Annotated in this window: 13 protein-coding genes; 10 read left to right on the top strand and 3 right to left on the bottom strand. The window is 71.5% G+C overall.

Annotation, left to right across the window (positions count from 1 at the left end):
- The first annotated feature begins 115 nt into the window (after positions 1-115).
- From ACFVDP_RS26610 to holA, 7 genes are all read left to right on the top strand, one after another.
- Entirely contained in the window at positions 116-865 is a 750-nt protein-coding gene (locus ACFVDP_RS26610; protein WP_383494485.1) for a hypothetical protein, read from the top strand.
- A gap of 84 nt (positions 866-949) precedes the next feature.
- Entirely contained in the window at positions 950-1798 is an 849-nt protein-coding gene (locus tag ACFVDP_RS26605; protein WP_383494482.1) for a DegV family protein, read from the top strand.
- A gap of 289 nt (positions 1799-2087) precedes the next feature.
- Positions 2088-3023, top strand: a complete 936-nt coding sequence (locus ACFVDP_RS26600; protein ID WP_383494479.1) for a helix-hairpin-helix domain-containing protein — start codon at positions 2088-2090, stop codon at positions 3021-3023.
- The gene (locus ACFVDP_RS26595; RefSeq protein WP_383494476.1) at positions 3020-5674 is read left to right on the top strand and encodes a ComEC/Rec2 family competence protein; all 2655 of its coding nucleotides are present in this window, start codon (positions 3020-3022) and stop codon (positions 5672-5674) included. The genes ACFVDP_RS26600 and ACFVDP_RS26595 overlap by 4 nt, the downstream gene beginning before the upstream one ends.
- Positions 5675-5932: 258 nt before the next feature.
- A complete protein-coding gene (locus ACFVDP_RS26590) occupies positions 5933-6814 on the top strand; it encodes a YceI family protein (protein ID WP_383494473.1) in 882 nt (293 codons plus the stop codon).
- A 31-nt stretch (positions 6815-6845) separates the two neighbouring features.
- Complete coding sequence (locus ACFVDP_RS26585; protein WP_383494470.1) at positions 6846-7091, top strand: hypothetical protein; 246 nt, start codon at positions 6846-6848, stop codon at positions 7089-7091.
- A gap of 74 nt (positions 7092-7165) precedes the next feature.
- Entirely contained in the window at positions 7166-8149 is a 984-nt protein-coding gene (gene holA / locus ACFVDP_RS26580) for a DNA polymerase III subunit delta (RefSeq protein ID WP_383494467.1), read from the top strand.
- Between the two features lie 273 nt (positions 8150-8422).
- Here the strand turns inward: holA and rpsT are convergent, their stop codons facing one another.
- Positions 8423-8689 (bottom strand): 30S ribosomal protein S20, encoded by a 267-nt coding sequence (gene rpsT / locus ACFVDP_RS26575; RefSeq protein WP_383494464.1) that lies wholly within the window; start codon positions 8687-8689, stop codon positions 8423-8425.
- A 236-nt stretch (positions 8690-8925) separates the two neighbouring features.
- Between rpsT and lepA the strand changes: the two genes are divergently transcribed.
- On the top strand, positions 8926-10791 hold the full coding sequence (gene lepA, locus ACFVDP_RS26570; RefSeq protein ID WP_383494461.1) for a translation elongation factor 4: 1866 nt from the start codon (positions 8926-8928) through the stop codon (positions 10789-10791).
- A gap of 235 nt (positions 10792-11026) precedes the next feature.
- Positions 11027-12916: an AMP-dependent synthetase/ligase gene (locus ACFVDP_RS26565; protein WP_383494459.1), complete on the top strand. Its 1890-nt coding sequence runs from the start codon at positions 11027-11029 to the stop codon at positions 12914-12916.
- A gap of 33 nt (positions 12917-12949) precedes the next feature.
- On the opposite strand, the gene ACFVDP_RS26560 is transcribed toward ACFVDP_RS26565, so the two are convergent.
- Together ACFVDP_RS26560 and ACFVDP_RS26555 are read right to left on the bottom strand one after the other, a co-directional pair.
- Complete coding sequence (locus tag ACFVDP_RS26560) at positions 12950-13528, bottom strand: response regulator (RefSeq protein WP_383494457.1); 579 nt, start codon at positions 13526-13528, stop codon at positions 12950-12952.
- 12 nt (positions 13529-13540) lie between these two features.
- On the bottom strand, positions 13541-17746 hold the full coding sequence (locus ACFVDP_RS26555) for a HAMP domain-containing protein (RefSeq protein WP_383494454.1): 4206 nt from the start codon (positions 17744-17746) through the stop codon (positions 13541-13543).
- 75 nt (positions 17747-17821) lie between these two features.
- Here ACFVDP_RS26555 and ACFVDP_RS26550 point away from each other — a divergent pair, with 75 nt between their 5' ends.
- Positions 17822-19891 (top strand): SpoIIE family protein phosphatase, encoded by a 2070-nt coding sequence (locus ACFVDP_RS26550; RefSeq protein ID WP_383494451.1) that lies wholly within the window; start codon positions 17822-17824, stop codon positions 19889-19891.
- Positions 19892-20037 lie beyond the last annotated feature (146 nt).

Genomic DNA, 20037 nt, shown 5'->3' with positions numbered 1-20037 from the left:
TCCCTACGGGCAGGTTGGGGGTTCCGCTGGAACCCCCGGCCTGCCCGGTCCGTTTACGGTGGGAGTACGGGTCCGAAGGCTCGGACGGGGCGGGCGGACGAATCGGAGGAGCGCCGTGGAAGCTGTGCTGGTGATCGTGGCGCTGATCTTCATCGCGTTCGTGGCCCTCGGCGCGTACGCGACGGTGAAGGCGGTCGGCGCGGCCAAGCGCGGGGTGGACCGCACCGTGGCGCAGGCGCGCAGGACCGTGGAGGACACCACGCTGCGGGCCAAGAGCTTCCAGCCCGGCGCGGCCAGCGAGCTGGCTCAGCTGCGGCTGAGGCTGCGCGGCTCCATGCGCGCCACGCAGGACGCGCTGCACGCGCGCGTGGCGGAGGACGCCAGCCTCAAGGAGTCCCTCGACCTCTTCGGGCGGCTGAGCGCGCACGGACACGAGCTGGACGACGAGCTCAAGCGGCTGGAGGGTGAGCCCGACAAGAAGCAGGTCGCGCGGGTGCTGCCGGAGCTGAAGGCACGTACGGAACAGATCGCGCAGTCCGCCGACGCCCTGCGGCACGCGGCCCGGGACCGGGCCACCCGGTTCGCGAGCGACGACCTGGACTCGCTGCGGAGCCAGATCGACGTGGAGGCGGGGGCGCTGCGGCACTGGACGAGTGCCGAGACCACCTCCGACTCCTCGGCGGCACCGGGTTCGGATGCGAGTTCGAGTTCGCGTTCGGGCTCGGGTTCGGGTTCGGGTTCGGCCGGGTCCACCGGGTCCGCCGCGGCCGGGCGGAAGAAGCCGGACCGGTCCGCGATCACGCCGCCAGGTGTACGTCCGGTGTATCCGTGGCAGAAGAAACCCCGTCCGGAGAGTACGACTTGATCCCCGGCCGCTCGCTGGCCGACAGAGACCGGTCGTCGGGGGCCGGGCTGCCGACGGCGGGCCCCGCCGGGTAATCTCCGGTGCATGTCCCGCCATGTCGCGATCGTCACCGATTCAACGGCCTACCTGCCGCAGCGGACGATGGAGCGCCACGGCATCACGGCGGTGCCGCTGACCGTGGTCCTGGGCGACCGGGCGCTCGAGGAGGGCACGGAGATCTCCGCGCGCTCGCTCGCCGAGGCGCTCCAGAAGCGCCGCCCGGTGACGACGTCGAGACCCAGCCCCGAGCTGTTCGCCGAGACCTACCGCAAGGTCGCCGAGTCCGGCGCCACCGACATCGTCTCGCTGCACCTGTCGGCCGAGTTCTCCGGGACCTACGACGCGGCGGTCCTCGCCGCGCGCGAGGCCCCCGTCCCGGTGCGGGTGGTGGACACCGGGATGGTCGCCATGGCGCTCGGCTTCTGCGCGCTCGCGGCGGCGGAGACGGCGGACGCCGGCGGCACCGTCGACGAAGCGGTCACCGCGGCGGAGAAGCGGGCCGCGGGCACCTCCGCGTACTTCTATGTCGACACCCTGGACTATCTGCGCCGGGGCGGGCGGATCGGGGCCGCGCAGGCCCTGTTCGGCTCGGCCCTCGCGGTCAAGCCGCTGTTGCAGCTCGACGGCGGCCGCATCGAATTCCTGGAGAAGGTCCGTACGGCGTCGAAGGCGATCGCGCGGCTCCAGGAGATCGTCGCCGAGCGGGCGGGCAGCGGGCAGGTCGACATCGCCGTGCATCACCTCGCGGCACCGGAGCGGGCGGAGGCCCTCGCGGACTGGCTGCGTGAGCGGGTGCCGGGCCTCGGTGAGCTGCATGTCAGCGAGGTGGGAGCGGTGATCGGGGCGCATACGGGGCCGGGGCTGCTCGGTGCCGTGGTGTCGCCTCGGACGTAGCCGGGGCGGTTGGTGCGTGGCTCGGGTCTGTAGCTGATGGCTGCTGCGGCTGTGGCTGCGGCTGGGGACTGTGGCTGTTGTCTGTAGCTGGTTCGGGTGGTGGAGTTATCCACAACTGGGCTGTCGTCCACGGGAATTGACCAAGATCCACTAAGTCGCGGCGCGGTCCCTACCGTCTCGTGACATGGCACTTCGATCACTGTCTCGGACAGCACAGACATCCAGCGGGCCGGGGCGCGGTCCCGCATCCGACAGCCGGGCCCGACAGCGTCGGCAGACGCGGCGCCGCGTGCGGCGCGGGCGAGTTCGTACCGGGGCCGACGAGGCGACGCGGCTGCGGGCGGAGGCCCTGTTCGCCCCGCCGCGCCGGGACGGTCCCTCGGCGCGGGACCCCGTGCCCGGGGGGTTCGCGGGTGTGGGGCCCGCGTCGGTCCGGGAGCCTGCGCCGGACGTGGTTCCCGAGCCGCCCGGGGCCGCCGGGGGGAGCACCTCGTCGTGGCGGTCGCGCACCGCTCTGGCCGTGCGCGACCGGCTGCCGCTGTGGGTGCAGACCCGCTGCGGTGTCGAGCGGCGGGGCGCGCTGGCCCTGGTCGTGGTCCTCTGCGTCGCGGCGCTCTTCGCCGTGCAGCACTTCTGGGCCGGCCGTACGCAGCCGGTGCGAGCGCCGGAGACCGTGCGGGTGGCGGCTCCGGCGGCGGCCGGGGCGGGCGCCGATCCGGTGCCCTCGCCCGCTCCCGGGCCGGAGCCGGGGTCCCCTCCGACGTCCGCGCCGACGGACGGCGCGGGGATCGTCGTGGACGTCGCCGGGAAGGTGCGCCGCCCCGGCATCCAGCGGCTGCCCGCCGGGTCCCGGGTCGCGGACGCGCTGCGGGCGGCCGGTGGGGTCCGCCCCGGCGCGGACACGGCGGGGCTCAACAGGGCGCGGCTGCTGACCGACGGCGAGCAGGTCTTGGTCGGTGAGCCGGTGACCGCCGGCGCTGCCCCGCCGGGTGGGAGCGGGGGCACGGGCGGGAGCGCGGCCGCTGCGCCCGCGGGGCCGATCGGCCTGAACACCGCCAGCGCCGAGCAGCTCGACACCCTTCCCGGCGTCGGCCCGGTGCTGGCCCAGCACATCGTCGACTACCGCACCGAGCACGGGGGCTTCCGCTCCGTGGACGAACTGCGCGAGGTCAACGGCATCGGGGACCGCCGCTTCGAAGACCTCCAGAACCTGGTCCGGCCATGACCCGCACGGCCGATCCGGGCCAGGAGGACCCCGCGGACCTGAGGCTCGTGGCGCCCGCACTCGCGGCGTGGGCGACGACGGCGCTGCTGCTGACGGCCCCGGGTCGGTGGGCGGCAGCGGTGGCGGCGGTGTGCGCGCTCGCAGGTGCGGGCCTGCTGGTGGCGGGCCGCCCCGCACGGACGCGCCCCGAAGGGGCGCGGGGAACTGCGCGCTCAGCCACCCACGACCCGCACCCTGCCCCGCACGGGACTCCGCACTCGGCCTCGCACGGGACTCCGCACTCTGCCCCGCACGGGACCCGGCACCCCCGTGCCAGCGAACCCCGTACCTGGCGGAGTCCCTCAGCCGCGCTGCTCCTGCTCTGCACCGCCGCCGCGGCGGCGGCCTCCGCGGGGCTGCACGGAGCCGATCTGCGCCGTGGCCCGGTGCCGGAGCTCGCGGCCCGGTACGCCCGGGTCGACGCCGAGGTGGAGATCACCTCCGCTCCCCGGCCCACCCGGCCGCGGGTCAGCGGGGATCACGTCGCGCAGGCCGCCGTGCTCGTCGAGGCGGACGTGGTGCGGCTGACGGCGCCGGACGGGACGGTGTACCGGACCCGGACCCCGGTGCTGGTCATCGCGGACGCGCCCCGGGCGGCAGCGGGCGACCGGAACGCCGACCGGAACGCAGATCGGAACTCCGACCGGAGCGCCGGACCGCGCGGCAGTCCCTGGCTGTCCCGGCTGCCGACCACCCGGCTGCGGGTCGCGGGTTCGCTCGCGCCGCCCCTGAACGACGGCGACCGGGCCGCTGCGGTGCTGCGCGTCGGGCCCGGTGAGCGGCCTCGCGAGGTGGGCGCGCCGAGCGGGCCGCAGCGGCTGGCCGGCGTCCTGCGCGCGGGGCTGCGCCGGGCGACGGACGGGCTGCCCGCGGACGCGCGCGCCCTGTTGCCCGGTCTCGTCGTCGGGGACACGGCACGGGTCACGCCGGAGCTGCACGCCGCGTTCGAGGCGACCGATCTGCTTCATTTGACGGCTGTCAGCGGTGCGAACTTCACGATTCTGCTGGCCCTGCTGATCGGACCGCCGGGCACCGCGCACCTCGTCGAGAGACGGGGGCTCGCACCCCGGGTCGGCCTGTCGCTCAGGACGACCGCGGTGCTCGGCGGCGGGCTGACGCTCGGGTTCGTCGTGGTGTGCGGGCCGGAGCCGAGCGTGCTGCGGGCCGCGTCGTGCGGGCTGATCGCGCTGCTCGCCATCGCCACCGGGCGCCGCAGATCCCTGATCCCCGCGCTGGCCACGGCCGTGCTGCTGCTCGTGCTCTACGACCCCTGGCTCGCCCGGAGTTACGGATTCCTGCTGTCGGTGCTCGCCACCGGGGCGCTGCTCACCCTCGCCCCGCGCTGGAGCGCGGCCCTGCGCGGGCGCGGGGTGCCGGGACGGCTCGCCGAGGCGCTCGGGGCGGCGGCCGCCGCGCAGGCCGTGTGCGCGCCCGTCGTCGCCGTCCTCGCGGCGCGGGTGAGCCTGGTGGCGGTGCCGTGCAATCTGCTGGCGGAGTTCGCCGTCGCGCCCGCGACCGTGCTGGGGTTCGCGGCGCTCGTGGCGGCGCCGGTGGCCATGCCGGTGGCGACGTTCTGCGCGTGGTGCGCGAGTTGGCCCGCGGGCTGGATCGCCGGGATCGCGCGGACCGGGGCCGCGCTGCCGGGCAGCGGTGTGGACTGGCCGGGCGGCTGGCGCGGGGGAGCGCTGCTCGCCGTCGGCACGGCGGTCCTGGTCGTCGTCGGACGCAGAGTGCTCAAGTCCGCCTGGATCTGCGGGGCCTGCGCGCTGCTGCTGCTTCTGGTCGTGGTGCAGCCGGCGTCCCTGACCCGCGTGATCACCGGCTGGCCGCCGCCGGGCTGGCGGCTGGTGATGTGCGACGTCGGGCAGGGGGACGCGCTGGTCCTCGCGGCCGGGGCGGGCGCCGGGATCGTGGTGGACGCCGGGCCCGACCCGCTGCGCGTCGACCGGTGTCTGCGGTCGCTGGGCATCACCCGGATCCCGTTGGTGCTCCTCACCCATTTCCACGCCGATCATGTGGCGGGCCTGCCGGGGGTGTTGCGGGGACGGTCGGTCGGGGCGATCGAGACGACGGGCTTCGCGGAGCCGGCCGACCAGGCCGCCTTCGTCCGGCGGCTCGCGGCGGCGCGCGGCCTTCCGATGGTCCGGGCGGTCGCGGGGGAGCGGCGCGGCAGCGGACCGCTCGACTGGCAGGTGCTGTGGCCCCCGCCGCGCCCGGCGCCCGATCCGGACGGGCCGAACGACGCGAGCGTCACGCTGCTGGTGCGGACCGGAGGGCTGACCCTGCTGCTGCTCGGCGATCTCGAACCGGCCGCGCAGCGCGCCCTGGCGAGAAGCGCCGCGGGGGCCGGGCTGTCCCGGGTGGACGTGCTGAAGGTCGCCCATCACGGTTCGGCCTACCAGGACCCGGGGCTGCTGCGGCGGCTCGCGCCCCGGCTCGCGTTGATCAGCGTAGGGGCCGACAACCCGTACGGGCATCCGGCGCCGCGGACCATGGCGGTGCTGAGGGCGCAGGGTGCGGCGGTGCTGCGGACGGACCGGGACGGAGCGGTCGCCGTCGTGAGCGCAGGGCGGGGAGGAGCGGGGCTGGAAGTGGCGCACAGCGGACCCTGAGAGCGTTGGACCGGCGAACCCGGAAGCGGTGTCGTCCGGCACGGCGCGTCCAGGAAGCGAAGGCTGCGGAATGCCGCGGGTCACTGTGGGTGTGCTGTGCGTGCGATGTGGGCCGCGCGGGCTCCGTTACGTGGCCGCCGAATTGCTACCCGTGAGTAGAAATGGTCCCGTGTTGCCTCGAATGCCGCAACGGTGGTCGAATGCTTCTTCGTTGAAGAAGTGACGACACTTGTCAAGGCGCACTGGGGTGGGTAAGTCATGTTCGGCCGCAGGCTGGGAAACCGTACGAACCGGGCTCAACGGGTAAATCCCTTGGCGGCGGTGACGGTGCCGCCCAGTGCGGGCGTCCTGAGCTGTCGGGTTCTCGACCCGGTCAACGAGCCGGTGCGCGGCGCCGAGTTCACGGTCAACGACGCGATGGGGCGCAAGGTGGTGAGCGGCGGCACCGACCCGTTCGGCACGTTCATGGCGACCGTGCCCGCCGGTGAGTACCGCCTCGCCGTCTCGGCCGAGGGCTTCGCGCCCCACCGGGTCAGCGCCACCGTCGCCGAGAACGCGCACGCCTCGCTCGGTGACGTCACGCTCCAGGTCTCGCCGCCGCCCCAGCTGCCCGAGCCCGGCGAGTGGGAGATCGAGCCGACGCACTCCTCGATCGCGTTCACGGCGCGGCACATCGGGCTCGCCCGGGTGCACGGCCGGTTCAACACCTTCGCCGGAGCGCTGCGGGTCGCCGACCGCATCGAGCAGTCCGCGATGCACGTGGTCATCGACGCGTCGTCCATCGACACCAACGTGAAGATGCGCGACGACCACCTCAGGTCCGGTGACTTCCTCGACGTCGACCACTTCCCGACCCTGGAGTTCTACAGCGACCGTTTCGTGCACCGCGGCGGCAACCGCTGGGGGATCACCGGCGCGCTCTCGCTGCACGGTGTGACCCGCACGGTCACGCTCGACGCCGAGTACCTGGGGCTCGGCAACGGCATGGAGGGCGAGACCCGCGCCGCCTGCCGGGCCACCACCGAACTGCACCGCGACGACTTCACCGTCAGCTGGCAGACCATGCTGGCGCGCGGCATCGCCGTCGTCGGCTCCAGTGTCCGCATCGAGCTCGACGTGCAGATCGTGCCCCAGGGCTGAGCGGTCCGTGCGAGTGCCCGAAGATGGTGTCGTGAGCGATGTGAGACACGTGCTGGTGCTGCCCGACCGCGACGCCGCGGAGGCGGCCGCCGAAGCACTCGCCGAACGGTTCGGCGTGGCCGAGGAGCCGCAGCTCGTACGGGACGCGCTGGCCGGTGAGGACGATGCCGAGGACGCGCAGTGGCTGCTCGTCGTGGAGGACGCCGAGGGGCGGCTCGACCCCGAGGAGCTCGACGGGTTCGCGGGGGAGTGGGACGGGTGGCGCGAGGAGCCCTGATCGCCCGTCCCTGAGCCCGGCTTCCCCTCCGGGCGGGGGTGGGTTGTCAGTGCCGCGTGGGATGCTGGACCGCGATGGCCAGGAAGACTGCAAACGACGATCCCCTCGCCCCGCTCACCGTAGCGGTGGGCCAGGAGGACCTGCTGCTCGACCGCGCGGTGCAGCAGGTGGTCGCCGCCGCGCGGGCCGCCGACGCCGACACCGATGTCCGCGACCTCACCTCCGATCAGCTTCAGCCGGGGACGCTCGCCGAGCTGACGAGCCCGTCGCTGTTCGCCGAGCGCAAGGTCGTCGTCGTACGCAATGCGCAGGACCTGTCGGCGGACACCGTCAAGGACGTGAAGGCGTATCTCGGCTCGCCCGCCGAGGAGATCACGCTCGTCCTGCTGCACGCCGGCGGCGCCAAGGGCAAGGGGCTGCTCGACGCGGCGCGCAAGGTGGGCGCGCGGGAGGTCGCCTGCCCGAAGATGACCAAGCCCGCGGACCGGCTGTCGTTCGTGCGCTCGGAGTTCCGCACGCTCGGCCGGTCGGCCACGCCCGAGGCGTGCCAGGCGCTCGTCGACTCCCTCGGCAGCGATCTGCGGGAGCTGGCGTCCGCCGTCTCGCAGCTCGTCTCCGACATCGAGGGGACCATCGACGAGGCCGTCGTCGCCCGCTACTACACCGGGCGGGCCGAGGCCTCCAGCTTCACCGTGGCCGACCGGGCCGTGGAGGGGCGGGCCGCCGAGGCGCTGGAGGCGTTGCGGTGGTCGCTGTACACAGGGGTCGCGCCGGTGCTGATCACCAGTGCGCTGGCGCAGGGGGTGCGGGCCATCGGGAAGCTGTCGTCCGCGCGCGGGGGGCGGCCGGCCGATCTGGCGCGGGAGCTGGGGATGCCGCCGTGGAAGATCGATCGGGTGCGGCAGCAGATGCGGGGGTGGACCCCCGACGGGGTCGCTGCCGCGCTGATTGCCGTTGCCGAGGCGGATGCCGGGGTCAAGGGGGGCGGGGACGATCCCGAGTACGCCCTGGAGAAGGCCGTCGTCAGTGTGGCGCGGGCCGCCCGGGCCCGGGGCTGAGAGCCGGAGTCGCCCCCGCCGCCCCTTCCCGTCCCGTCCTGGGGGCTGCGCCCCCAGACCCCCCTTTTCGGCCTTCGGCCTCGTCCTCAAGCGCCGGACGGGCTTAAGGGACGCCGAAGGCCCCGTCTTCCTCTTCGGAAGGCGGGGCCTCGGGTTACGCATTCAGTGAGCCGCACCCGCGTGGCGAACGCAGTCGCGTGCGGCTCGGGGGCCGGTCGGGGGCGGATGAGAGAGGGCCCGCCCGGGTCCTACCGGCGTCAAATCAGGTCAGGTTCAGCCCTGGAGGGAAGCGACCTTCGAAGCAAGCGCCGACTTCTTGTTGGCGGCCTGGTTCTTGTGGATGACGCCCTTGGCGACGGCCTTGTCGAGCTGACGCGCGGCAGCGCGCTGGAGCTCGGTGGCCTTCGCGGTGTCACCCGCGGCAGCAGCCTCACGGGCCTTGCGGATCGAGGTCTTCAGGGAGGACTTGACGGCCTTGTTGCGCAGCCGAGCCTTCTCGTTGGTCTTGATCCGCTTGATCTGGGACTTGATGTTCGCCACGAAATGAGCCTTTGCAGGTTCAGGCACGGGGCCGGTGAAGGACCCGTACCGGTGAATTTCTCTGAGTGTGTGCCTCGCGCTGAGAGGGCATGAGACACAGCTGCCCACGGTACCAGCCGTACTCCCACCGGCCCAAACCGGTCCCAGTGCCCCGGCCATGGGACCATGGAAGCTACGTATCGATCCCAACCGAGGCCGACCTGAGGCAAACGGCGCCTCAAGAGACAGGACCCTGCGTGCCCGCGACCCCTAAGAATGTGCCCGAGCCGAGCCGTACCGACCCGGCTCTGATCCGCAATTTCTGCATCATCGCGCACATCGACCACGGCAAGTCCACGCTCGCCGACCGCATGCTCCAGCTGACCGGTGTGGTCGAGCAGCGGCAGATGCGTGCTCAGTACCTCGACCGGATGGACATCGAGCGCGAGCGCGGCATCACGATCAAGTCCCAGGCCGTGCGTCTGCCGTGGGCGCCCACCGAAGACCCCGGCAACACGCACATCCTGAACATGATCGACACCCCCGGGCACGTCGACTTCACGTACGAGGTGTCGCGGTCGCTCGCAGCGTGTGAGGGCACGGTCCTGCTCGTCGACGCCGCCCAGGGAATCGAGGCCCAGACCCTCGCCAACCTGTACCTGGCGATGGAGAACGACCTCAAGATCATCCCGGTGCTCAACAAGATCGACCTGCCGGCCGCCCAGCCCGAGAAGTTCTCCGAGGAGCTGGCGAACCTCATCGGCTGCGACCCCGACGACGTCCTCAAGGTCTCCGCGAAGACCGGCATGGGCGTCGACGCGCTGCTCGACAAGGTCGTCGCCGAGATCCCCGCGCCGGTCGGCGTCGCCGACGCCCCCGCCCGCGCGATGATCTTCGACTCGGTCTACGACTCGTACCGCGGCGTCGTCACCTACGTCCGTGTCGTCGACGGCCAGCTCAACAAGCGTGAGCGGATCCGGATGATGTCGACCGGCGCGACGCACGAGCTGCTCGAGATCGGTGTCTCCTCGCCCGAGATGACCCCGGCCGACGGCATCGGCGTCGGCGAGGTGGGCTACATCATCACCGGCGTGAAGGACGTCCGTCAGTCCAAGGTCGGTGACACGATCACCTCCCTGCACAACGGCGCGACCGACGCCCTCGGCGGGTACAAGGACCCCAAGCCGATGGTGTTCTCGGGTCTGTATCCGCTGGACGGCTCGGAGTACCCGGACCTGCGCGAGGCCCTCGACAAGCTGCAGCTCAACGACGCCGCACTGGTCTACGAGCCGGAGACCTCGGCCGCGCTCGGCTTCGGCTTCCGCGTCGGCTTCCTGGGGCTGCTGCACCTCGACGTGATCCGCGAGCGCCTGGAGCGCGAGTTCGGCCTCGACCTCATCGCCACCGCTCCGAACGTGGTCTACCGCGTGATCATGGAGGACGGCACCGAGCACACCGTCACCAACCCGAGCGAGTTCCCCGAGGGCAAGATCGACGAGGTGTTCGAGCCCGTCGTACGCGCCACGATCCTCGCCCCGAGCGAGTTCATCGGCTCGATCATGGAGCTGTGCCAGAACCGGCGCGGCGTCCTGCTCGGCATGGACTACCTCTCCGAGGACCGCGTCGAGATCCGGTACACGCTGCCGCTCGCCGAGATCGTCTTCGACTTCTTCGACCACCTGAAGTCCAAGACCCGCGGCTACGCCTCGCTCGACTACGAGCCCACCGGTGAGCAGTCCGCGCAGCTCGTCAAGGTCGACATCCTGCTGCACGGCGACAAGGTCGACGCCTTCTCCGCCGTCACGCACAAGGACGCCGCCTACGCGTACGGCGTGCGCCTGGTGGCCAAGCTGCGCGAGCTCATCCCGCGCCAGGCCTTCGAGGTGCCGATCCAGGCGGCCATCGGCTCCCGGGTCATCGCCCGCGAGACCATCCGCGCCATCCGCAAGGACGTCCTCGCCAAGTGCTACGGCGGTGACATCTCGCGTAAGCGCAAGCTCCTCGAGAAGCAGAAGGAGGGAAAGAAGCGGATGAAGATGGTCGGATCCGTGGAGGTCCCCCAGGAAGCCTTCATCGCGGTGCTGTCCAGCGACGACAGCGGTGGCGCGAAGAGCAAGAAGTAACACCGGCACAGCCCGGACGGCAGTCAGCGGTGGGCCCGGCACGCACAGGCGTGTCGGGCCCACCGCTTTTGTGTGGGCCCTGTGTGGGCAGGGACGGATGGGGCAGACCCCGGAGAAGTCGGAGGCCGGAGCCTCTTACGCGCCGGGGCAGTGGCCCTTACCCTGATCACTGCTCAATGGTTACTCGCCAGTTAAACAAGCCGCGTTTCAACAGTCGCGGGCCCCGGAGGACGTCGTGAGCGACACACAGACCCTGATCGAGAACCGGCCGCCTTCCGTGGCGTCTCTCTTCCTGGAGCGCGTGGCGGCCACACCTGATGCCGAGGCCTACCGCTACCCGGTGCCCGCGGCCGCGGGACCGGGCCCCGACGAGTGGAAGTCGCTGAGCTGGGCGCAGGCCGCGCAGCGCGTCTACGCGATCGCCGCCGGCCTCGTCGAGCTGGGGGTGCGGCCGGAGGAGCGGGTGGCGCTCGCCTCCTCGACGCGGGTCGAGTGGATCCTCGCCGACCTCGGCATCATGTGCGCGGGCGCGGCGACCACCACCGTCTATCCGCAGACCAACGCCGAAGAGTCGGCGTTCATCCTCTCCGACTCCGAGTCGAAGGTGCTCGTCGCCGAGGACGCGGCCCAGCTCGCCAAGGCCCGCGAGCGCCGCGCCGAGCTGCCCGAGCTGCGCCACGTCGTCGTGATCGACGCGACCGGCGTCGAGCCGGACGCCGCCGACCCCGACGGCTGGCTGCTCACCCTGGAGGACCTGGAGGCGCGCGGCGCCGCGTACCTGGAGAAGAACCCGGAGGCGGTGAAGGAGCTGGTCGGGGCGATCCAGAAGGAACAGCTCGCCACCCTCATCTACACCTCCGGCACCACCGGCCGCCCGAAGGGCGTCCGCCTCCCGCACGACAACTGGTCGTACCTGGCGAAGGCCATGGCCGCGACCGGGCTCCTCGGCCCGGACGACGTGCAGTACCTGTGGCTGCCGCTCGCGCACGTCTTCGGCAAGGTGCTGATCAGCGGCCAGATCGAGGTCGGGCACGTGACGGCCGTCGACGGGCGCGTCGACAAGATCATCGAGAATCTGCCGGTCGTGCAGCCCACGTACATGGCCGCCGTGCCGCGCATCTTCGAGAAGGTCTACAACGGCGTCGCGGCCAAGGCGCGGGCCGGTGGCGCCGCCAAGTACAAGATCTTCCAGTGGGCGGCCGGGGTCGCCCGCGAGTACGCGAAGGTCAGCCAGGACAACTTCCGCAGGACCGGCGTCGCGTCCGTGCCGTTCGCTCTCGCCTCGAAGCACAAGGCCGCCGACCGGCTCGTCTACGGCAAGCTGCGCGAGGCCTTCGGCGGGCGGCTGCGGGCCTGTGTCTCCGGCTCCGCCGCGCTGGCCCCCGACATCGGCTACTTCTTCGCCGGCGCGGGCGTCCACATCCTGGAGGGCTACGGGCTGACCGAGTCCTCCGCCGCGTCCTTCGTCAACCCCGGCGAGGCCTACCGCACCGGCACCGTCGGCAAGCCGCTGCCCGGCACCGAGGTCCGGATCGCCGACGACGGCGAGATCCTGCTGCGCGGCCCCGGCATCATGGAGGGCTACCACGGGCTGCCCGAGAAGACCGCCGAGGTGCTGGAGAGCGACGGCTGGTTCCACACCGGCGACATCGGCGAGCTGTCCGTCGACGGCTATCTGCGGATCACCGACCGCAAGAAGGACCTGATCAAAACGTCGGGCGGCAAGTACATCGCGCCCGCCGAGGTCGAGGGCCAGTTCAAGGCCGTCTGCCCCTACGTCTCCAACATCCTGGTGCACGGCGCCGACCGGAACTTCTGCACCGCCCTCATCGCGCTCGACGAGCCGTCGATCCTGGAGTGGGCGAAGGAGAACGGCCTGGAGGGCAAGACGTACGCCGACGTCGTCGCCGCCCCCGCCACCGTCCAGCTCGTCGAGGGCTATGTGGCGGAGCTGAACCAGGGGCTCCAGCGCTGGCAGACCATCAAGAAGTTCAAGCTGCTCCCGCGCGACCTCGACATCGAGCACGGCGAGCTGACGCCCAGCCTCAAGCTCAAGCGGCCCGTCGTCGAGCGCGAGTACAAGGGGCTGCTCGACGAGATGTACGCCGGTTCCCGCGAGGGCTGATCCCCGTACGGCACACCGCTGCGGCGCCCCGGCTCAGGGGCGCCGCAGCGCGCGCAACGTTTCCTCCATCTGCGAGACGCGGGTGCGCAGTTCGTGGACGTCGGGCTGCGGATGCTCGGCCAGCCGGCGCTCGATCGAGGACATCCGGGTGGCCAGCGTGTCGAGCTGCGCCTGCTCGCGCGCCAGCAGCCGCTCCAACTGCTGGTTCTTTCGGTGCAGATCGAGGAAGACGGTGACCTTGGCGCGCAGCACCCACGGGTCGAAGGGCTTGGTCAGATAGTCGGCCGCCCCGGTCGCGTAGCCGCGGAAGGCATAGCCGGCGTCCGCGTCCGTGCCCGTGAGGAAGATGATCGGGATGTCCTTCGTCTGGTCGAGGCGCTTGATGTTCGTCGCCGTCTCGAAGCCGTCCATCCCCGGCATCCGGATGTCCAGCAGGACGACCGCGAACCGGTGCCGCAGCAGCGCCTTCATCGCCTCCTCGCCCGAACGGGCCCGCACCAGTGGCTCGTTGAGCGATCCGAGGACCGCTTCGAGCGCGATCAGGTTGTCCTCCATGTCGTCGACCAGAAGGATGCTGGCCTGTTCGCTCGAACTGGCTTCAGTGATGGTCATGGTGACGGTGCCTCACTCCATCGTCGGCGGGGCCACGGAATCTCCCTCGTGCGGTGTCCCCGGGTCGGCGGCTTCCCCTGTGGCGGTGTCGACGGACTCCGGCGCCTTCGCGTCCGCGTCGTCCTCCGGGGCCAGCAGATCGCAGACGACGGTCAGCAACTGGTCGACGTCCACCGGTTTCGGTACGTAGTCGTTGGCGCCCTTGGCGATCGACTTCTCACGGTCGCCGGGCATCGCCTTCGCGGTCAGCGCCACGATGGGCAGTCCGGTCCACTGCGGCGTCGCGCGGATCACGGAGATGGTCTCGTAGCCGTCCATCTCCGGCATCATGATGTCCATCAGGACCAGCTCGATGTCCGGGTTGAGCTCCAGGGTGTCGATGCCCTCACGCCCGTTCTCCGCGTAGAGCACGGGCATGCCGACCCGGCCGAGGACGTGGGTCAGCGCGAAGACGTTGCGGATGTCGTCGTCGACGATCAGGACGCGGCGCCCGGCCAGCACCTGACCCGCGCGGCCCGTCTTCCACTGCTCCAGCTTCGTCGGCGTGGGCCAGTTGTCCTCCTGGTCGTGCAGCGGGTACGAGTCCGGGGCCAGGGTCTGCTGCTCCGGAATGTGCAGCGCCCGCCGCTCGGACTGCGGGGTGGCCGGCGGCTCCGCGACCGGCTCGTGGGGCTCGTGGCTGGGATGGCGCACGGGCACGTACAGCGTGAAGGTGGAGCCGTGGCCCGGCTCGCTCTCGGCGATGATGCGGCCGCCCAGCAGCCCGGCGATCTCCCGGCTGATGGACAGACCGAGGCCGGTGCCGCCGTACTTGCGGTTCGTCGTGCCGTCGGCCTGCTGGAACGCCTCGAAGATGACGGGGAGTTTGTCGCGGGCGATGCCGATCCCCGTGTCGGAGACGGCGAACGCGATCAGGTCGTCGCTGTCGCTCACGTACTGGTGCTCGGGGTCCTTGACCCGGGACACCCGCAGTTCGACCTTGCCGTTCGCGGTGAACTTGATCGCGTTCGACAGGAGGTTGCGCAGGATCTGCTGGAGGCGCTGCTCGTCGGAGAGCATCTCCCGCGGCACGTCCTCGCCGACCGTCACCTCGAAGGCGAGCCCGCGGTCGAGGGTGATCGGGCGGAACGTGGCGTGGACGTAGTCGAGGAGCTTGATGAGCGGGAGCTTCTTGGGGCGTACGTCCATCCGGCCGGCCTCGATCTTCGACAGGTCGAGGATGTCGTTGATGAGCTGGAGCAGGTCGGACCCGGAGCGGTGGATCGTCGTCGCGAACTGCACCTCCTGGTCGTTGAGATGGCCGTCCGGGTTGTCCGAGAGCAGCCGCGCCAGGATGAGCAGCGAGTTCAGCGGCGTACGGAGTTCGTGCGACATGTTCGCCAGGAACTCCGACTTGTACTGGGACGAGGTCGCCAGCAGGGCTGCCTTCTCCTCCAGTTCGGCGTTCGAGCGCTGCAACTTCGCCTGCTGGCGCTGGAGTTCGTTCGAACGTTCCTGCAACTGCGTCGCCAGTCGCTGCGACTCTCCGAGCAGGGACTCCGTGCGGGAGTTGGCGATGATGGTGTTGATCGCGACGCCGATGGTGTTCACGAACTGGTCGAAGAACGCCAGGTGGACATCCGAGAAGCGGGAGAACGACGCCAGCTCGATCACCCCGAGGAGCTTGTCCTCGAAGAGGATCGGGATGATGACGACCGAGGCGGGGGCCGCTTCCCCCAGACCGCTGTTGATCTTGATGTAGTCCGGCGGGGCGTCCTCGACGAGGATGCGCTTCTTCTCCAGAGCCGCCTGACGGACGAGCCCGTGCACCGGCATGCCGCCGGTGTCGACGACCGAGGCCGCCGCCGAGGCGTACCCCGCGATGTAGGCGAGGCCCTTGGCAGGGATGGAGGTGCGGATCGGGGTGTCGTCATCGTCGGGCTCGGCGAGGAAGAACGCGCCGTACTGGGCGTTCACCAGCGGCGTCAGCTCGCGCAGGATCAGGTCGGCGACCTCCATCAGGTCCCGGTGTCCCTGCATCAGGGCCGCCAGGCGCGCCAGGTTCGACTCCAGCCAGTCCTTCGCGCGGGTCGTCTCGCGCAGATTGGCCACCATCAGGTTGATGTTGTTCTTCAGCTCGGCGACCTCGCCCTGCGTCTCCACCGTGATGGAGCGGGACATGTCGCCCGAGGTGACCGCCGAGGCCACCTCGGCGATGGCGCGGACCTGGGTCGTCAGGTTCGACGCCAGCTCGTTCACGTTCGTCGTCAGGCGCTTCCAGGTGCCGTACACGCCCTCCACCCGCGCCTGGCCGCCGAGCTGTCCCTCGGAGCCCACCTCGCGGGCCACACGCGTCACCTCGGAGGAGAACGAGGACAGCGTGTCGACCATCGTGTTGATGGTCGTCTTCAGTTCGAGGATCTCGCCGCGCGCGTCGACGTCGATCTTCTTGGAGAGGTCGCCCTGCGCCACCGCGGTGGCGACCTGCGCGATGTTGCGCACTTGGGAAGTCAGGTTGTCCGCCATGTAGTTGACGTTGTCGGTCAGGTCCTTCCAGACGCCCGACACGCCGTGCACGGTTGCGCGTCCGCCGAGGCGACCGTCTGTTCCCACCTCGCGGGCCACACGCGTGACCTCGTCGGCGAAGCCGCGCAGCTGCTCCACCATCGTGTTGACGGTGTCCTTCAGCTCCAGGATCTCGCCGCGCGCGTCGACCGAGATCTTCTTGGAGAGGTCGCCCTGCGCCACGGCCGTGGTGACCTGCGCGATGTTGCGGACCTGGGAGGTCAGGTTCGACGCCATGAAGTTGACGTTGTCCGTGAGTTCCTTCCACACGCCGGACACGCCACGGACCTGGGCCTGACCGCCCAGGTTGCCCTCCGTGCCGACCTCGCGGGCGACGCGGGTGACCTCGTCGGCGAAGGCGGAGAGCTGGTCGACCATCGTGTTGATCGTCGACTTGAGTTCGAGGATCTCGCCCTTCGCCTCGACGGTGATCTTCTTGCCGAGGTCGCCCTGGGCCACGGCCGTGGACACCAACGCGATGTTGCGGACCTGCGAGGTCAGGTTGTCCGCCATGAAGTTGACGTTGTCGGTGAGGTCCTTCCAGACGCCGGAGACGCCGCGTACTTGGGCGCGTCCGCCGAGCTGGCCCTCGGTGCCGACTTCGCGGGCGACGCGGGTGACCTCGTCGGCGAAGGCGGAGAGCTGGTCGACCATCGTGTTGATCGTCGACTTGAGTTCAAGGATCTCGCCCTGCGCGTCGACCATGATCTTCTGGCTCAGGTCGCCGTTGGCCACGGCCGTGGTGACCTGCGCGATGTTGCGGACCTGGGAGGTCAGGTTCGACGCCATGAAGTTGACGTTGTCGGTGAGGTCCTTCCAGACGCCGGAGACGCCGCGTACTTGGGCGCGTCCGCCGAGCTGGCCCTCGGTGCCGACCTCGCGGGCCACACGCGTGACCTCGTCGGCGAACGCGGAGAGCTGGTCGACCATCGTGTTCACGGTCAGCTTCAGTTCGAGCAGTTCGCCCGTCGCCTCGATCGTGACCGTACGCGTCAGGTCGCCGCGGGCCACCGCCGTCGTCACGAGCGCGATGTCCCGCACCTGCGCGGTCAGCCGCGACGCCATCGTGTTCACGGCCTCGGTGACATCGCGCCAACTGCCCGACAGACCCTGGGCCTTGGCCCGGCCGCCGAGCCGCCCCTCGGTACCGACCTCGCGCGCCACCCGGGTCACCTCGCCGGTGAACAGGGAGAGCTGGTCGACCATCTTGTTGACGGCGCGGCCCAGACTGCGCAGGTCCCCGCGTAACTGACGGGTGCCGTCGTGCAGGTCGACACGCTGCGTCAGATCGCCGCCCGCGACCGCGTCGAGCACCCTCGTGGCGTTGGCCGTCGGGGCCACGAGCGCCCCGATGACGGTGTTCACGTCGTGGACCCGGGTGGCCCACGCGCCGTGCCCGGGGCTCGCCTCCATCCGCTCGTCGAGCCGCCCGTGCCGGACTATCTCCCGGCGCACCCGGGTCAGCTCGGAGCTGTAGTGGACGCTGCGGTCGATCAGTTGGTTGAACGTCGCCTCCAACTCACCGACCAGCCCCTCGCCGGGCTCGGGGACGGGCACGAAGTTCCCGTCCCGGGCGGCGGTGATGGCGGCCAGCAGCGGACGCAGATCGGAGGCGCGCAGCGAGGCGTTCTCAAGCCCGCTGGGATGCACACGCATAGCACTGTTCTCACTCATAGCGGCCCACTTCGGTGACTCGGCGCTTATGGGCATGGTCAGTCTGTCACTCTGTTCCTGTCGCCTGAGGCGTAAATGCCCGAACTGCTCAGGAGCCGAACCGTGGGGCCCATTCCACTTCAGCGGGAGACCACCGTGAGTGGCGCCGACCTGGCGAACGTCGGGTCGAACGAAGGACCGGTCGTGGTCCGGACGTCACTGCCGGGGAACCCCCTCGCGCCCGCGGCCGCCCGCCGTTTCGTCCGCGCCGCCTTCGCCGACTGGACCGAACTCGCCCTGCCCGTCGCCGCCACCCTCAGTGACCGCCTCGTCGACGACGCCGTCGTCGTCCTGAGCGAACTCGTCACGAACGCCGTCGTGCACGCCGGCACCAGCGTCGAGCTGCTGTGCCGGATGGAGCCCGCCGCGCCGGACGGCACCCCCGCGGGGCTCGTCGTCGAGGTCACCGACCACCACCCGGCCCGCGCCGTGCGCACCGACCGGGGCCTGCGCGCGCCCGAGACCCCCGAGTACGGCCGCGGCGTCCAGCTCGTCGCCAGCCTCGCCGAGGCGTGGGGGATCACCTACCGCGCGGGCACCAAGACCGTGTGGGCCCGCCTGCCCACCGACGGCACCGAGACCGCCGCGCCCGTACTGCTGGAGCAGCAGGCCGCAGGACAGCAGACCCCGGCGTCGCAGCACCCGGCGCCGCCGGCCACGGACCGGCAGGGCGCGGACGCCTCCGCCGCGTCCACCGTCGCCACCGCCTCCGCGCACGCCCTCCAGCGCGGACTGCGCGCCGCCGAGATCCTCGCGCCCGCGCCCCCGCGCGACCCCCAGGACCGCGACTGGATCAACCGCGGCGCGCTCTCCTTCCTGGCCGAGGCGTCCGACCTGCTCGCCGGGCAGCTCGACGAGGACATGGTCGCCGCGCTCGTCGGACAGCTCCTCGTGCCGCGGCTCGCCGACTGGTGCGCGATCTGGCTCTACGACGAGGAGGGGCGCGGCCTGCCGGGCATCGCCGACCACGACGCGCGCGGCGCCGACCCGCTGCACGCGCCGCGGCTCGCCCGCTTCTGGCACACCCACGAGAACCGCATCGAGGACCTGCGCCGGATCCTGGAGAAGGAGCCGCCCCGGCTGCCCGACGCCGTGCGCACCGCCGCCGTGCCCGTGCCCTGCCCCTTCGAGACCGCACCCGACGGCTCGGGCGCCGCGCTCGCCTACCGCCTGTCGGCGGGCGGCCGCACCCTCGGCATCCTGCTCATCGGCCGGGCCGGACTCCCGTGCTTCCCCGACGAGGTCACCGGCCTCGTCGAGGACTTCAGCCGCCGGGTCGCGCTCGCCGTCAGCGCGGCCCGCCGCTTCACCCGGCAGGCCACCATCAGCCGGATCCTCCAGCGCGGCCTGCTGCCCACCTCCATCGCCGAGATCCCCGGCCTCAAGAGCGCCCTCGTGTACGAACCGAAGGAGCAGGGCGGCCCCGGCGGCGACTTCTACGACGTCTTCCCGGCCGGCGACGGACGCTGGTGCTTCACGCTCGGCGACGTCCAGGGCAAGGGGCCCGAGGCGGCCGTGGTGATCGGGCTCGCCCGGCCCTGGCTGCGGCTGCTCGCCCGCGAGGGGTACGCCGTCCACCAGGTCCTCGACCGGCTCAACCGGCTGCTGCTCGACGACGCCACCGAGGCCGCCGACGCCGCGGCCCGCGCGCTCGCGTCGGTCGACGGCCAGGGGATGCCGTCGGAGGGCCCCACCTCCCGCTTCCTGTCCCTGCTCTACGGGGAGCTGACGCCCACCGAGACCGGGCTGAGCTGCACCATCGCCTCCGCCGGGCATCCGCTGCCGCTGCTGATGCGGCCCGGCGGCGAGGTCGTTCCCGCGGCCGGGCCGCAGGTGCTGCTCGGGGTCGTCGACGACCCCGACTACACCAGCGAGACCTTCGAGCTGTGCACCGGGGACACCCTGCTCTGCGTCACCGACGGAGTGACCGAGCGGCGTCGCGGGGCCCTCCAGTTCGACGACGGAGACGGTCTCGCTCTGGCGCTCGCCGGGTGTGCGGGGTTGACGGCGCCCTTGCTCGCCGAGCGGATCCGGCGCCTGGTCCACGCCTTCGCCGACACCCCGCCGGACGACGATCTGGCCCTGCTGGTGCTCCAGGCCCAGTAGAAGTACCGCCCCGTAAGGGGCGCGGGGCTGTATCGATATGTGGCTCCGCCGCGTGGGCGCGAGCAACCACGACGAAAAAAAAGGAAACATCCTCACGGTTTTCTCGGGTTTTCCCCCCCTTTCCCCCTCCCCCCCCCCTAGTGTTA

It is taken from the genome of Streptomyces sp. NPDC057694 (genome assembly GCF_042799415.1).
Classification (GTDB): Bacteria; Actinomycetota; Actinomycetes; order Streptomycetales; family Streptomycetaceae; genus Streptomyces.
This window is presented reverse-complemented; position numbering and strand designations above follow the sequence as displayed.

What these genes read in the sequence shown, in the direction of transcription:
- ACFVDP_RS26605 (WP_383494482.1), top strand. Translation starts at nt 950, where the DNA reads ATGTCCCGCCATGTCGCGATCGTCACCGATTCAACGGCCTACCTGCCG.
- ACFVDP_RS26595 (WP_383494476.1), top strand. Translation starts at nt 3,020, where the DNA reads ATGACCCGCACGGCCGATCCGGGCCAGGAGGACCCCGCGGACCTGAGG.
- ACFVDP_RS26590 (WP_383494473.1), top strand. Translation starts at nt 5,933, where the DNA reads ATGTTCGGCCGCAGGCTGGGAAACCGTACGAACCGGGCTCAACGGGTA.
- holA (WP_383494467.1), top strand. Translation starts at nt 7,166, where the DNA reads ATGGCCAGGAAGACTGCAAACGACGATCCCCTCGCCCCGCTCACCGTA.
- ACFVDP_RS26560 (WP_383494457.1), bottom strand. Translation starts at nt 13,528, where the DNA reads ATGACCATCACTGAAGCCAGTTCGAGCGAACAGGCCAGCATCCTTCTG.
- ACFVDP_RS26555 (WP_383494454.1), bottom strand. Translation starts at nt 17,746, where the DNA reads ATGAGTGAGAACAGTGCTATGCGTGTGCATCCCAGCGGGCTTGAGAAC.
- ACFVDP_RS26550 (WP_383494451.1), top strand. Translation starts at nt 17,822, where the DNA reads ATGCCCGAACTGCTCAGGAGCCGAACCGTGGGGCCCATTCCACTTCAG.